General features: G+C 38.2%; 9 protein-coding genes. 8 read left to right on the forward strand and 1 reads right to left on the reverse strand.

Annotated features, from left to right (window positions below; genetic code table 11):
* Positions 1 to 194: 194 nt before the first annotated feature.
* Complete coding sequence (locus AC6IWN_RS04110) at positions 195 to 548, forward strand: PilZ domain-containing protein (RefSeq protein ID WP_497991103.1); 354 nt, start codon at positions 195 to 197, stop codon at positions 546 to 548.
* Here the strand turns inward: AC6IWN_RS04110 and AC6IWN_RS04115 are convergent.
* On the reverse strand, positions 545 to 2,413 hold the full coding sequence (locus tag AC6IWN_RS04115; protein ID WP_497991104.1) for a flagellar hook-length control protein FliK: 1,869 nt from the start codon (positions 2,411 to 2,413) through the stop codon (positions 545 to 547). The genes AC6IWN_RS04110 and AC6IWN_RS04115 overlap by 4 nt on opposite strands.
* A 439-nt stretch (positions 2,414 to 2,852) precedes the next feature.
* On the opposite strand from AC6IWN_RS04115, the gene gltB reads away from it, so the two are divergent.
* The 7 genes from gltB to pflA all read left to right on the forward strand — a co-directional run bounded on the left by gltB (position 2,853) and on the right by pflA (position 15,975).
* A complete protein-coding gene (gene gltB / locus AC6IWN_RS04120; protein WP_497991105.1) occupies positions 2,853 to 7,409 on the forward strand; it encodes a glutamate synthase large subunit in 4,557 nt (1,518 codons plus the stop codon).
* 158 nt (positions 7,410 to 7,567) lie between these two features.
* A complete protein-coding gene (locus AC6IWN_RS04125; protein WP_497991106.1) occupies positions 7,568 to 9,067 on the forward strand; it encodes a glutamate synthase subunit beta in 1,500 nt (499 codons plus the stop codon).
* A gap of 600 nt (positions 9,068 to 9,667) precedes the next feature.
* Positions 9,668 to 10,984 carry a WG repeat-containing protein gene (locus AC6IWN_RS04130; protein WP_497991107.1) on the forward strand — a complete coding sequence of 439 codons (1,317 nt, stop codon included), beginning with the start codon at positions 9,668 to 9,670 and terminating at the stop codon, positions 10,982 to 10,984.
* A 239-nt stretch (positions 10,985 to 11,223) separates the two neighbouring features.
* A complete protein-coding gene (locus AC6IWN_RS04135) occupies positions 11,224 to 11,667 on the forward strand; it encodes a hypothetical protein (protein WP_497991108.1) in 444 nt (147 codons plus the stop codon).
* A 124-nt stretch (positions 11,668 to 11,791) separates the two neighbouring features.
* Positions 11,792 to 12,196, forward strand: a complete 405-nt coding sequence (locus tag AC6IWN_RS04140; RefSeq protein ID WP_497991109.1) for a hypothetical protein — start codon at positions 11,792 to 11,794, stop codon at positions 12,194 to 12,196.
* 667 nt (positions 12,197 to 12,863) lie between these two features.
* Complete coding sequence (gene pflB / locus AC6IWN_RS04145; RefSeq protein WP_497991110.1) at positions 12,864 to 15,089, forward strand: formate C-acetyltransferase; 2,226 nt, start codon at positions 12,864 to 12,866, stop codon at positions 15,087 to 15,089.
* A 142-nt stretch (positions 15,090 to 15,231) separates the two neighbouring features.
* Entirely contained in the window at positions 15,232 to 15,975 is a 744-nt protein-coding gene (pflA, locus tag AC6IWN_RS04150) for a pyruvate formate-lyase-activating protein (protein WP_497991111.1), read from the forward strand.
* The last annotated feature ends 10 nt before the right edge of the window (positions 15,976 to 15,985 follow it).

Raw genomic sequence — 15,985 nt, forward strand, 5'->3', positions numbered from 1 at the left:
TGAAAGAAATATACAGATGATTTATCTATATAATTCTTTCAAAAGTAGTTTGCCCTGTGTTTATTTGAAGGAGCTTTTGAAATAAAGGTACTCTTATCCGTTACTTAACTCGAAGTATAAAATTCCATATTGTAACATATTACCCAATCAGTTATAATAATAAGTAAAATTATACATAGTAGGAGGATTATTCCATGGATGATAGAAGAAGGGCAAAGAGAATGCCATTTACTGTCTCGCTAGAAATCAATAACCTATATAAGCAGGACAATGTATTGGTAACAGATCTACAAGCCCCGATCGAGGTAATTAATATCTCAAAAACAGGGCTAGGATTCGTTACAACCAGTGTATTACCGCTTGGTTACTATTTTGATGCGAATATTAATTTGAATAACAATGACAGCGTATTACACTGTGTAATTCAAATTATCAGAAGCCACGCTACGGAAAATGGTGAAACCATGTATGGCTGTTCTTTTGTCGGCATGGCTGATATCCTATCCTTTATATTTGAAGAATACGATATGAAGATTGCAGAAGTTTAGGTTCTTATATCAAAGGTATAACGTTGCGTTGTAATATCGGAGGAGGTTTCTTCAATAAAATCCTTTACAAAATCAGGCTTTGCATAGTCTAGTTCAACCTCAGCATGAATTATATATCCCTTATCTTGAAGTGCTTTTTCAAGGAGGGGTATATTTTTTTGAATAATTTCACTCCCCTCTTTATCTTCTACAGAGAATTTTGCTTGGATATGATTCTGATTCATTTGAATATGGATATTAAGTGAACCGAGGTGGTTCATATCCAAATGCAATAATACGCTTAGACGCTTCGGGTTATCTTTAAGTGCTCGTTTGTTTGTGAACACGTATAGCTCACTATGCATTTGCTGGTCTTTAAACTGCATCGGTAATTGTAAGTAGGTGTATGCTTCATTAAGATGCTTCATAAACTGAAGATTATCACCTAGACTTTTTAGCGCCTCTCCGGTGGGGAGATTCTCGGGTGTGATATTATCCATCCGTAAAAGTTTGTGTAATTGATCAACATCGTCTTGAAGGCTTTGATACAATTCATTTGCCGGAGCCTTCTGAGCGAGCTGATCTGAGGTCAAAGTCCATTTTTGCATAAATGCATTCTCAAGCACCTTACTATATTCCGGGGTATGTAATAGCTTGAAGAGGGCCTTGTTATCTGTATTCGTTAGAAACTGCGATACTTCCTGTAAAAATCTCTTAACCGGTAAAGTTCCGTTTGCAATCTGATCTTTTAACTCCTGACCGAGGGGGGATAAATTAAGGGATTCTAATAATGCAGTCCTTTCCTGGTGCTTAAGTATCGCCGATAGGGGTGTAGATTCAGCAGGGTTCTGTAACGTAGTTAACAGTTTTTCAATTAAAGGAGCTATTGTAGAATCAGCTCCTTCAGGAAGAAGCTGCATCAAGTGACCCAAACTTTCTTGTGTAAAAGAGCCCTCCGTTATCTGCTGAATCAGTGCGGTGATATTTGTGGGAACGCTTGGTGAGGAACTCATTGGACTGTCAGTATTACCGGCGAACTGCTTCAGAATATTGTTTATAACAGACTGCTCTTCGTGGGTTAGCTGATTTACAGCGGGGGTGATTGGTGTTCCCTCTACGACCGGATTTGAGTCCTGATACAAGATGCCAAGTAATTTTCCGTTCATATCAAGTGCATGATTTAGGATTTTCGGATTCGCGTTAACAGAAGAAGGTTCATTCCCGTCGATTGTAAATAACAACTCAGAGACGTTCTTCGTAATTTGATTGATATCATTCATTAACTTTGCCGTTCCGTTCTGATGACTGACAAATTGCTGTATATTTTCCTTTGTTAAGGGAATATTGTTTTTTAACATTAATACCAAGGAAAGTGGGGAAGCCTCACGGTTTTGTAAGGAGGCTTTCATGATTAATTGAATTGTTTGCTTATCAACCCCCATTCGATGGGATAATAGTTCGCTTACTATGGACTTATTTAAAGTAGTTGGTGTGAGTCCTGAGGCTGATAATGCCTTCATAACGGTAGCATCAGGTAGGGATAACCCTTCCGGAGGAAGGTATTTTAGGGTTAATTGATCCGGATTATTCCCGTTCACCTGAAAACTCGCTTCTTGACCGATGGATAATGCAACATTACCGGACAACTTTGCTGATACCACTTGATTGCCTGGCTCTAATTGAATCCGAACCTCGTTGTATCTTTGATCGATGATTCGTCCCTTGATTACTTGGCCATCGTTTAAATTAAGTTGATTTAGTACGGGGTTGGCGGAAGCGGTTGTACCTGTCTTGTTTATGGTAGAAGCGGATCTTACTTCTGATTTCGAACGCTTAATGTCACGTCCGTCTTTATATTGATTTAAGGAAGATTGATTAATATCCATTGAATAACTCCCTTCATTTGTCTATAATTATGTGGTATTTGGTAACTACTATAGAATATATCGACTGTTTGCAAGGATTTATTAATCACGAATTTTTGAGATTCTATGAGAACGGCTGTTATAAAAAACAAGAGAGTTGAAGATAATGATCTGTTTGTTGCAACAAATGAGAAAAATGAGTACAAGTTGAACTTAATAAAGTTAAGTGTAATGTAGTGTAAACCTTATTATCTTAGGTATATTTGGTTAATTAATTAATAAAATAATTATTTTCCCTGTTTTTTGATAAAAATAGGGTTGAAAATATGGAGCGTCTATATTATAATCAACTCATTAAAACAAGGGCGTTTTAGATTACGAAGGGGTAGTCTAGGGTGCTTCTTTTTTATGCTAAAATTGGAAAAAATTATAAATTAATATAAAAGAAAGAGGAGTGTTTATGCAGAACAACATCAGAGAGGAAATAACACAGGTTCCGCAGGGGCTATATGATCCCAGATTTGAGCATGATAACTGCGGTATTGGTGCAGTAGTGCACATGAAGGGTGTGAAAACACATAGTACAGTTGAGAACGCATTAAAAATTGTTGAAAGTTTGGAACATCGAGCAGGTAAGGATGCGAATGGCAAGACTGGTGACGGTGTAGGTATTCTTCTTCAAGTTTCTCATAAGTTTTTTGCTAAGGTAACTAAGCCTTTAGGTATTGAGCTGGGCGCAGAGCGTGATTATGGTGTGGGTATGTTTTTCTTCCCACAGGATGAATTAAGCCGTAATCAGGCAAAGAAGATGTTTGAGATAATCGTTGAGAAAGAAGGACTCAAATTTTTAGGTTGGAGAGTGGTTCCTACTACACCTGAGATTCTTGGTGAGAGAGCAGTTGCCTGTATGCCATATATTATGCAGTGCTTTATTAAGAGACCTGCTAAGGTAGCAAAGGGTGTTGATTTTGACCGTAAGCTATTCATTGTAAGAAGAATATTTGAACAAAGTAATGACAATACCTATGTGGTATCCTTATCCAGCCGAACCATCGTATATAAGGGTATGTTCTTAGTTGACCAGTTAAGACTTTTCTTTGGTGATTTACAGGACGAGGCATATGAGAGCGCAATTGCATTAGTTCACTCCAGATTTTCTACCAATACAAATCCAAGCTGGCAGAGAGCGCATCCGAATCGTGTTATTGTTCATAATGGTGAGATTAACACCATTCGTGGTAATGCGGATAAGATGCTTGCAAGAGAAGAGACTATGCAGTCAGAGCATTTAAAAGGAGAGCTTCATAAAGTGCTTCCTGTTGTAAATACAGAAGGTTCTGACTCTGCGATGCTTGACAATACATTGGAGTTCCTGGTAATGAGTGGTATGGATCTTCCTCATGCAGTTATGATCACAATTCCTGAGCCTTGGAGCAATGATACAGCAATCAGCAGAGAGAAAAGAGACTTCTATCAGTATTATGCAACAATGATGGAGCCTTGGGATGGACCTGCATCCATCCTGTTCTCAGATGGTGATATTATGGGTGCGGTACTTGACCGTAATGGTTTAAGACCTTCCCGTTACTATATAACAAGTGATGACTATTTGATCCTTTCCTCCGAAGTAGGTGTTATGGATGTAGCACCGGATAAGGTAATCAAGAAGGAAAGACTTCGTCCAGGTAAGATGCTCTTAGTGGATACCGTTAAGGGATGCCTGATTGATGATGAAGATTTGAAGACAGATTATGCAAACCGCCGTCCATATGGTGAATGGCTAGACTCTAATCTTGTTCGTTTAAAGGATCTTCACATTCCAAATAAAAAGGTTGTTGAATATAGCGATGAAGAATTAGAAAGATTGCAGAAGGCTTTTGGCTATACCTATGAAGATTATAAGTCAACGATTTTACCGATGGCAAGTTCGGGAATGGAAGCAGTTGCAGCGATGGGTGCTGACTCACCTCTACCGATGCTTTCCAAGAAAAATCCTCCGTTATTCAACTACTTTAGACAGCTCTTTGCACAGGTAACAAATCCTCCGATTGATGCAATTCGTGAAGAAATCGTTACTGCAACCTCCGTATATATCGGAGAGGACGGCAACTTGCTCGAGGAAACTTCAGAAAATTGTAAGGTATTAAAGATTAATAATCCAATCTTAACAAATACTGATTTACTTAAAATTAAGATGATGAAAAAGCCGGGATTTAAGGTAGATGTAATTCCGATGATCTACTATAAGAACACTTCCTTAGAGAAGGCGATTGAGCATATGTGTCTGGAAGCAGATCGTTCTTATAAAGAAGGAGCAAATATTCTTATTCTCTCCGACCGTGGAGTGGATGAGAATCACGTAGCTATTCCTTCCTTATTAGCAGTATCTGCGCTTCAGCAGCACTTGGTTCGTACCAAGAAGAGAACAGCACTTGCTATGATTGTAGAGAGTGCTGAGCCTAGAGATGTTCATCATTTTGCGTGCTTACTCGGTTATGGTGCATGTGCAGTTAACCCATATCTTGCACAGGAAACCATTCATCAGTTAATTAAGAATAACATGCTGGATAAAGATTACTATGCAGCTGTAGATGATTATAATCATGCAATAATCCATGGTATTGTAAAAATTGCTTCCAAGATGGGTATCTCCACAATCCAGTCTTACCAGGGTTCCAAGATATTCGAAGCAATCGGTATCAGTAAGTGTGTAATCGATAAATACTTCACCGGAACTGTAAGCCGTGTGGAAGGAATATCCACGAAAGAAATGGAAGCGACAGTGGATGAACTTCACTCCGAAGCATTTGATCCCCTGGGATTAAATGTTGACCTGACCTTAGACAGTATCGGTTCTCATAAAATGCGTAGCGGTGAGGAGGAGCATCTATACAATCCAAAGACCATCCATCTTCTACAGATGGCTACCCGAACCGGTAATTATGAGACCTTTAAGGAATATACCGAGGAAATCGTGTCGGAACAGCAGAAGGTAAATGTCAGAGGTTTATTTGATATCAATTTCCCGGAACAGGGAATAAGTGTTGATGAGGTAGAAAGTGTTGATGAAATTGTAAAACGCTTCAAAACCGGTGCGATGTCCTATGGTTCCATCTCACAGGAGGCACATGAGGCTTTAGCAATCGCAATGAACCGTCTTGGTGGTAAATCCAACAGCGGTGAGGGCGGTGAAAGCTTAGAGCGTCTTAAGATTGGCGAAGACGGACTGAATAAATGCTCCGCTATTAAACAGGTTGCATCAGGACGTTTTGGTGTAACGAGTGAGTATTTAGTAAGTGCGAAAGAAATTCAGATAAAGATGGCACAGGGTGCAAAGCCTGGTGAAGGCGGACAGCTTCCGGCTCAGAAGGTATATCCTTGGGTTGCGAAGACAAGACACTCCACTCCTGGTGTGGGCTTGATTTCCCCTCCTCCTCATCATGATATTTACTCTATTGAGGACTTGGCGCAATTAATTTATGACCTGAAGAATGCCAATACTAGCGCAAGAATCTCTGTTAAGTTGGTTTCTGAAGCAGGTGTAGGTACTGTAGCAGCCGGTGTTGCAAAAGCAGGTGCGGGTGTAATCCTTATCTCCGGCTTTGACGGTGGTACCGGTGCAGCTCCTAAGAATTCCATCTACAATGCGGGTCTTCCTTGGGAATTAGGTTTGGCAGAAACACATCAGACCTTGATTATGAATGGATTACGTTCCAAGGTTATGATAGAGACAGACGGTAAGTTAATGACCGGACGTGATGTGGTTATCGCAGCACTTCTTGGAGCAGAGGAATTCGGTTTTGCAACGACGCCTTTAATTACATTAGGCTGTGTCATGATGCGTGTATGTAATCTTGATACCTGCCCTGTTGGTGTGGCAACACAGAATCCGGAGCTACGTAAGAACTTCACCGGTAAGCCGGAATACGTTGAGAACTTCATGAAATTTATCGCTCAGGAGCTTCGTGAATACATGGCGAAGCTAGGAATTAAGACGGTAAATGAACTCGTAGGACGTACCGATTTATTAAAAGTTAGAGAAAGTGCTAGTACGGATGAAAGAGCAAAATTAGTTAACTTAGATGCAATCTTGAACAATCCATTCATCGAAAAAGGCGAGGTAGTACATTTTGAAGCAAATCAAATGTATGACTTCCAGTTAGAGAAGACCATTGATGAGAAAGTTCTTCTTAAGAAATTCAAGTTAAATGAAAATAAACCTCAAAAGATTCAAGTTCAGGTTACCAATACAGATCGTACCTTTGGTACCATCTTAGGATCCGAGATTACAAAGAGATTTGCAACAACTTTAAAGGATGATACTTTTGTAATCGAGGCACAGGGTAGCGGTGGACAGAGCTTCGGAGCATTTATTCCGAAGGGAATCACAATAGCATTAGAAGGCGATAGCAATGACTACTTTGGTAAAGGCCTATCCGGTGGTAAGTTGATCGCATTCCCTCCAAAGAATAGTAAGTTTAAAGCGGAAGAAAACATCATTATCGGTAACGTAGCTCTGTACGGAGCAACCAGCGGTAAAGTATATATAAACGGTGTTGCAGGTGAGCGTTTCTGTGTTCGTAACTCCGGTGCAACTGCGGTTGTAGAAGGTGTTGGCGACCATGGTTGTGAGTACATGACAGGTGGTAGAGTAGCGGTACTTGGTAAAACCGGTAAAAACTTCGCAGCAGGGATGAGCGGTGGTATCGCTTACGTTCTTGATGAAGACAGCGATTTATACAAGAAATTGAATAAAGGTCTTGTTTCCTTCGAATCTGTACATGAAAAATATGATGTAATTGAATTAAAAGAAATGATTGAAGAGCACGTAAAATATACAAACTCTGCAAAAGGCAAAGCAATCTTAGAGAATTTCTTTGATTACTTACCAAAATTCAAGAAGATCATTCCTCATGATTACAGACGTATGCTTCAAACCATCGTACAGATGGAAGAGAAGGGATTAAGCAGTGAGCAGGCACAGATCGAAGCATTCTTCGCTAACACTAGAAAATAGTCTTATACAATTTATCAATAAGGACTTATGATACTTCGCAACTACTGAAGGGCGTAAGTGTCAGTAAGAACTTTATCGACAAGTGAGACAAAGGATGTATAATAATGAACGAGTGAAATCGTTCGTTATTATCTCCGATTACTATAAAGGAGGTTAATATGGGTAAACCAACAGGATTTATGGAGTTTAGCAGATTAAATACCAAAGCGGAAGCTCCTAAGGATAGAATTAATCATTTTAATGAATTTCATCAGCCTCTCTCGATGGAGGATAGAAAATGTCAAGGTGCACGTTGTATGGAGTGCGGCGTACCTTTTTGCCAGTCAGGTATGATCATCGGAGGTATGACTTCCGGTTGCCCTCTAAACAATTTGATTCCGGAGTGGAACGACTTATTATTCAGAGGTAATTTAAAGCAGTCTCTTTCACGTCTTCATAAAACTGATAATTTTCCGGAGTTCACCGGAAGAGTGTGCCCGGCTCCATGTGAAGCAGCTTGTACCTGCGGACTCAATGGAAACTCGGTTACAATCAGAGAAAACGAATATGCGATTGTAGAGCATGGCTTTGAAGCAGGATATATCACTGCAAATCCTCCTACAATTCGTACCGGCAAGAAAGTTGCTGTTATTGGTTCCGGTCCTGCAGGGCTTGCTGCAGCAGATCAATTGAATAAGAGAGGTCACTCTATTACAGTATTTGAACGCTCGGATCGTATCGGTGGATTGTTAATGTACGGAATCCCAAATATGAAATTAGAGAAGAACATCATCGACCGTAGAGTGGGTATCATGAAGGAAGAAGGCGTAACATTTGTAACAAATGCAAACGTCGGCGAAAATTATAAAGTTGCAACCCTCACAAAAGAGTACGATAGTATTATTCTTGCATGTGGAGCATCTAACCCAAGAGACATCAAGGTTCCGGGTAGAGATGCAAACGGAATCTATTTTGCGGTAGATTTCTTAAAGGCAGCTACGATGGATCTATTGGAAGCAGGAACTTCATATGTGGGAAATGTAAAAAAATGGACCAATTCCGCAAAAGATAAGAATGTCCTTGTAATCGGTGGCGGTGATACCGGTAATGACTGTGTCGGTACCTCCGTAAGACAGGGAGCAAAATCCGTAATTCAGCTTGAGATGATGCCAAAGCTTCCGGATAAGAGATCAGAGAATAATCCTTGGCCGGAATGGCCAAAGGTTTGCAAAACCGACTACGGCCAGGAAGAGGCAGCAAGTGTATTTGGCAACGATCCACGTCTATATCAGACAACCGTGAAGGAATTTATCGCTGACAAGAAGGGTAATGTAACAAAAGCAGTTCTTGTAAGCCTTGAGAGCAAATTAGACGAAGCTTCCGGTCGTTATATGATGGTTGAGGCTGCCGGTACTGAGAAGGAAATCGATGTTGACCTTGTCCTTATCGCAGCTGGCTTCTTAGGAACTCAGTCCTATGTAGCAAAAGCGTTCAGCGTTGAACTTGACGCAAGAACCAACGTTAAGACTGCAAACGGTCAATACAAGACTAATGTAGATAAAGTATTTGTTGCAGGTGATATGCGCCGTGGACAGTCCTTGGTTGTATGGGCGATCCGTGAAGGTCGTGAAGTAGCTAAGGCTGTTGATACAAGCCTGATGGGTTATAGTAATCTGTAAGGGAATGGTAGTGGATTTAATTGAGTATTTTGGTTATGAAATAATATAGTTAATAATGAATTGTTTTAGCCCCGTATGATAGGATGATGTACACTTATCATACGGGATTTTTGTATGTGATAATAATGTTGTTATTGAGGGAAACTTAAGGTTTATATGTTTGAATTATATGCTATCGATATAAGACAATGATTCAAAAAATAAGAATGGAATCATAAAGAAAAGGCTGTTCGATAAGTGCATAGGCGTAGGAGCGTAGCCTTTTCTGGAATAATATATTTTGATTGAAATAAATACAGGATAAGTGTATAATTTTACCATTGAAAAGGTGATTTGATATAGTTACATTGATGTAAAGGATATGGTTTTTACAAGATATTAAGCAGTATTAATACTGATATGATTGAATGACAAATTGTACTTTTAGACAAAGGAAAGTGGTGAAATCTCTTTGTTGCTTAATTACGGTTTTTAGCCGTTATTTTTTTACGACAATTTACGGAAGATGATTACTTTGGGGCATTCTACATTGATCTTAATAGTGATGTTTTATATTATGAGTTAGAAACATATTAAAAAGTTCAGTCACGGAGGCAAAAGATGAAAACATACAGGATGATTATAATATTCTTGATAACGCTATCAGTATTATCCGGGTGTAATAAAGAAATATCAAATATACATAGCGATATAACACCGAAACCCAGTTCGGTTGAACCGCTGAAAAATAGTGCTTCTTCAATCACTCCAATCAGTCCAACAGTTACGTCAATACCAAAGGATAATGAGTTGAAATGGACATGGTGCATTAACGCGGAGCAATACAGTGACCTGTTCTTTATCGATAAAAGTTTAGTTGCAGCTAAGCAGAAGAATAAAAAATATATCATCCTAGATACCAATGGTAAAATAGCGATTCCGGGTGAATATTCAGAAGTTTCGAGCTTTGAAGAGGGGATATTATCAGTTGACCTCAATGGGAAATCCTTTTTCATTAATAAAAAAGGAGAAAATATCTTTCATAAAGTATACGACTATACGCGCAACTTCAGTGAAGGTCTGGCAGGCATTAAAAAAGATGGTCGTTGGGGATATATCGATAAGTCCGGGAAGGTAGTAATACGGAACCAATTTAGTGATGCCAGAGATTTTAATGAACATAGCGCACCAGTTCAAAAGAATCATAAATGGGGATTGATCGATGAGTCAGGGAAAATTATATCAGATTTCTATTATGATGAAATAAATGATTTTCATAATGGTTACTATGCAGTTAGAAAGAATGGCAAGTGGGGATTTATCAACAAACATGGCAAAGTTATTGCCAAATGCCAATATGCTGAAGTTCAAGATTTTTCTGAAGGATACGCTGCAGTTAAGAATAATGGTAAATGGGGATTTATAAACAACAGCGGAAAGCTATGCATTGATTTAAAATATAATGATGTCGAAAACTTTAGTGAAGGTAAGGCGGCAGTTCAAATTACAAAGGAGAAAGATGATGTGGTTGAATGGGCTTATGTTGATTATGAAGATAACATTGTTATCGATTTTTATCCTTATGATGCAGGTAATGATGCTTCGCCTTTTTTAGGAGAATTCAGGGACGGTTTGGCTTTTGTTCCAAAAACCTTAACCAGTATTATTGATGAGAAAGGGAAAGATGTTTTTATAGGAGACTCTAAATTCTTCATTAATGACAGTTATTACAATAAAGAATATGATGCCATTCCTGGATATGTTTATATTGATGGCGCGATGAAGATTAAAAAATATGGTTTGATGGGTCTAAAAGGCGACCAAAGGTTGGAACCCATATTTGACTATGTCGATGGAATACATGGTGAATATGTAATTGTTGAAAATTTGGTTAATGACGACTATAGATTTGGGTTGATAAAGATTGAGAAAAAGTAGTGGAGAGTTTTGGTAGCAACGGATAGCATGGGAATAAGATATACTATAAGACTTAGTGATTTGACACTTTTATCTGCGAAAGGATATACTTTTTAAAATAATAATGAATCTATACTAAGGCGGATTATCCTGTTATGTGTATCTAACTTATAGGCCATAGCATTAAGTTTATTATATCAAAGTTGAAAGAAAAGGAGAGTATGATATATTTGTACTAAATACATCATATAAGAAAATAAGTGAAGAAATATAGACAATTACTAAAAAGATATAATGATTTGAGACAATATGCAATTACTTTTCCTGGTGATTACTCTGAGAAAATTTCAGTTGAAGTTGGTAAAGTAATGAATGTTCAAGTAGATACAGAATTGATTAACAATATAGCCTCGACAAGACATAGAATGCTAGGAGAAGAAAGTATATGCATATTTAATGATGCTAAAGATGAAAGATGTTTTATCTTACTAGATTGTAATCCAGGCGATTGGATATATTCTATGACTGTAAGATGTACAATAGATAATAGTGAAAAGGTAAGTGAGGTATTGTTGTATTGGTTTAATTATTGCCTTCGGGAAGAGGGACAAGTGAAGCAATTTGATAGACTTGATGATGAGATGTTTAAAGAATCTAGCTTGTTGTTAGATTCTATTAAGCGTCATAGTTTAGATAAAATATAAGCCACAGCATTAAGTTTATTATATCAAAGTTGGAAAGAAAGGAGAAAATGATGTATTTGTTACTTAATACATCATTCAAGAAATAATGAAAAAATATAGCCAATTACTAAAAAGATATAATGATATGAGACAATATTCAATTACTTTTCCAAGTGATTATTCTGAGGAAATTGCAGATGATGTTGGCAAAGTAATGAATATTCAAGTAGATACAGAAATGATACATAAAATAATCTGGACTGATCGAAGTAAGCAAGGTGAAGAAAATATATGCCTTTTTAAAGATACTAAAGATGAAAGATGCTTTATATTACTAGATTGTAATCCATTTGACTGGATATTTTCTATGAGTGTAAGATGTACAATAGATAGCAGTGAAAAGGTAAGTGAGGTAATGTTGTATTGGTTAAATTATTGTCTTCGAGAGGAGAAACAAGTGAGACAATTTGATAGACTTGATGATGATATGTTTAATGACAGTAGTTTTTTGTTAGAAACTATTAAGCGTCATAGCTTAGATAAAATATAGTATAATGTCTACTAAAAAAACAAGGTCGACCAATACTTACGTTTGGCTTACTACTACAACAGATAATGCTAAAGTAGAATTACAAGACATGTATCAATTAACGAATTTTATAAAGGGGTGGTGAGTTTATGAAATATACAAAAACAATTGTAATGGTTGTTTTAATATTTATCGTTTTTATATGCAAAACTAGCTTTTTATACATAAAACAATTCTAAGGTTAAATTGTATATCATGGATAAGTTATAGATTTACATTTATAAGCCCAAATGGGTTGATTCTTCTATCCAACCCCAAAGCTTGTTCAAAACAGCGAAAAAATTCACGTTTTGAACAAGCTTTTATTATTTCATCCATAAAAACTTTCCTAAACGATGATGGTTTTGGTTTGTAACTGGAAACGTTTTGTCAGTATATATAAAAAATAACGATGAACACTAGTAATACTTTAGTAAATATGGTGAGAATTATCCCAAAACGGTAATGATTACTGTTATTATTTTGCCTTGACGATATACGGTTATCGTTATATTATATAGGTGTAATAAAAGATAAGTGCCAATAATGGTAGGCGAAGGAGATATAGTTTCTATATCAATCTGAGAGAAGCACATAGAAGTGCTTTGAGAATCCGGGAGCTGCCGAATTGGCAGAATGGAGGATCGTTATGAAACAAGAATGGTACGATTTTGAACCCGGAAGCTGGATGACGGATGTTAATGTGAGAAGCTTCATTCAACATAATTATACACCCTACGAGGGGGATGATTCGTTTTTGGTAGGACCTACCGAACGAACTACTCAGCTTTGGGAACAAGTAAAGGAATTGATGCAGGAGGAAGCAAAGAAGGGTATTATCGATGCAGAAACCTCAGTTCCATCAACAATTACTGCGTTTGGAGCAGGATATTTGGATAAGGATAAGGAAGTTATCGTAGGCTTCCAGACAGATAAGCCTCTAAAACGTGGTATTATGCCAAATGGTGGTATTCGTGTAGTGAAGAGTGCATTAGATGCTTACGGATATCATTTGGATAAAAAGACGGAACTAATCTATTCCGAAAATCGTAAAACACATAATGATGGTGTGTTTGATGCTTATACTGACGCGATGAAAAAGGCAAGACATACCGGAATTATCACAGGTCTCCCGGATGCGTATGGCCGTGGTAGAATTATCGGTGACTATAGAAGAGTAGCATTATACGGCGTAGATATCCTTATTGAAGACAAGATTCAGGAGAAGAAACTCCTTGAGATTCCAATCTTAGAATCACCGGATATTCGTCTGAGAGAAGAAATCTCTGAGCAGATTAAAGCGTTAAAGGCATTAAAGCAGATGGCTGCTTCTTATGGCTTTGATATCAGCAATCCTGCTAAGAATTCCTTTGAGGCAACACAGTGGACATATTTTGCATATCTTGCAGCAATCAAAGAGCAGGATGGCGCAGCGATGAGTTTAGGTAGAGTATCTTCCTTCCTTGACATATACTATGAGAGAGATTTAAAGAACGGTACAATTACCGAAGAAGAGGTTCAGGAACTGGTAGATCAGTTCGTAATGAAACTTCGTATGGTTCGTTTCTTACGTACCCCTTCCTATAATGACTTATTCTCAGGAGATCCTACTTGGGTTACTGAGTCCATTGGTGGTATGGGTGTGGATGGAAGAACACTTGTTACGAAGAGCAGCTTCCGTATTCTTCATACACTTTATAATTTAGGACCTGCACCGGAACCAAACCTTACCGTTCTTTGGTCTGTATCCCTTCCGGAAGGCTTCAAGGAGTTCTGTGCGAAGGTTTCCATTGACACCAGCTCCATTCAATATGAGAATGATGACATCATGAGAGATGTATGGGGTGATGATTACGGTATCGCTTGCTGTGTATCCGCAATGAGAATCGGTAAGCAGATGCAGTTCTTTGGTGCACGTGCGAACCTTGCAAAGGCATTATTGTATGCGATCAACGGTGGCAAGGATGAGATTTACGGAGAACAGGTAGGACCGATGTTTGCACCGATCACCGGAGATTATCTGGAATACGATGAAGTAATGAAGAAGTTTGATCAGACCATGGATTGGCTCTCCGAATTATATATTAATACTTTGAATGTAATTCACTATATGCATGATAAATATAACTACGAGAATCTTCAGATGGCACTTCATGATATCAATATTCTACGTACCGAAGCGTGTGGTATCGCCGGATTATCTGTAGTGGCAGACTCCTTATCCGCAATTAAGCATGCTAAGGTTAAAGTAATCCGTAACGAAGAAGGTTTAGCGGTAGACTATGCGATCGAGGGAGAGTATCCTGCATACGGTAATAATGATGATCGTGTAGACCAGATCGCTATCGAAATCGTAGAGAGATTTATGAATAAGCTTCGTAAGGTTAAGACCTATCGTAATGCAAAACAGACTTTATCTGTATTAACAATCACTTCAAACGTAGTTTACGGTAAGAAGACAGGAAGTACTCCGGACGGACGTAAGAAGGGTGAGCCTTTCGCACCGGGAGCAAATCCGATGCACGGTAGAGATAAGAAGGGCGCAATTGCTTCTATGGCATCTGTTGCTAAGCTTCCTTATAAGCATGCAGAGGATGGTATCTCTTATACCTTCTCCATCGTACCGAAAGCATTAGGTAAGAATGGTGATGACAGAACGAAGAACCTGGTTGGTCTTATGGATGGCTTCTTCAACAGCAGCGGACATCACATTAATGTTAATGTATTTGATCGTGAAACTTTATTAGATGCTATGGAACATCCGGAAAAATATCCTCAGCTTACGATTCGTGTATCTGGTTATGCAGTAAACTTCATTAGACTGAACAGAGAGCAGCAGCTGGATGTAATAAATAGAACCTTCCATGAGAGATAGGATTTAATGATTAGCATACATGATTAGGAAAAAAATAAGTATCATTTATTACATTCATCATATACATCTGATTATGTATTGTATGGTTAAAAAATTAATAATACAATGGACATTATATAGGTAGCAGAAAGGTTGTGGGATTATGGACATCATTGGTAGAATACATTCCTTAGAAAGCTTTGGCACTGTGGATGGACCGGGAATACGCTTTGTGGTATTTATGCAAGGTTGCCCTCTCCGCTGCCAATTCTGTCATAATCCTGATACCTGGGATACGACAACGGGTACGGAGTACACACCAAAGCAGCTCTTTGATGAGATTATTAAGTACAAATCTTATATGGAATTTTCAGGTGGAGGGGTGACATTTACCGGAGGAGAACCACTTTTACAGGCACATTTTATCCTGGAAGTGTGCAAGTTGCTAAAGGAGGAGAAAATCTCCGTCGCGATTGACACCTCAGGCTATGTATGGAGCTCAGATGTAAAAAAAATTCTTGAATATGCAGATATTGTTCTGCTTGATATTAAGAACTATAATCCCTTTGTATATGAGCAGATTACCGGTGTATCTCTTGCGCCAACTCTTCAGATGCTTGATTATCTGAAGGAGAAGCAGATAAATACCTGGATTCGCTATGTACTAGTACCTGATTTGACTGATAATTTGGATTACATTGAGAAGCTGGCAGATCATCTTCGCTCCTTTGATAATATATCAAAGATTGAACTCCTCCCATTTCATAAAATGGGTGAGTTCAAATGGGAGGAGCTTGGTTTAGAATATAAACTAGTAGATACCAAAGAGCCAACGAAGGATTTAGTATTACAGGTGAAAACAATTCTCGAATCCAGCGGAATCAGTGTTTCAACCAATGTTAGTTGACGAAATATAT

The organism is Variimorphobacter sp. HTMS_6 (assembly GCF_059717775.1).

Excerpts from the sequence above, each read along its gene's own strand:
- AC6IWN_RS04125 (WP_497991106.1), top strand. The coding sequence starts at position 7,568 with ATGGGTAAACCAACAGGATTTATGGAGTTTAGCAGATTAAATACCAAA.
- AC6IWN_RS04140 (WP_497991109.1), top strand. The coding sequence starts at position 11,792 with ATGAGACAATATTCAATTACTTTTCCAAGTGATTATTCTGAGGAAATT.
- AC6IWN_RS04115 (WP_497991104.1), bottom strand. The coding sequence starts at position 2,413 with ATGGATATTAATCAATCTTCCTTAAATCAATATAAAGACGGACGTGAC.
- pflB (WP_497991110.1), top strand. The coding sequence starts at position 12,864 with ATGAAACAAGAATGGTACGATTTTGAACCCGGAAGCTGGATGACGGAT.
- AC6IWN_RS04130 (WP_497991107.1), top strand. The coding sequence starts at position 9,668 with ATGAAAACATACAGGATGATTATAATATTCTTGATAACGCTATCAGTA.
- pflA (WP_497991111.1), top strand. The coding sequence starts at position 15,232 with ATGGACATCATTGGTAGAATACATTCCTTAGAAAGCTTTGGCACTGTG.
- AC6IWN_RS04110 (WP_497991103.1), top strand. The coding sequence starts at position 195 with ATGGATGATAGAAGAAGGGCAAAGAGAATGCCATTTACTGTCTCGCTA.
- gltB (WP_497991105.1), top strand. The coding sequence starts at position 2,853 with ATGCAGAACAACATCAGAGAGGAAATAACACAGGTTCCGCAGGGGCTA.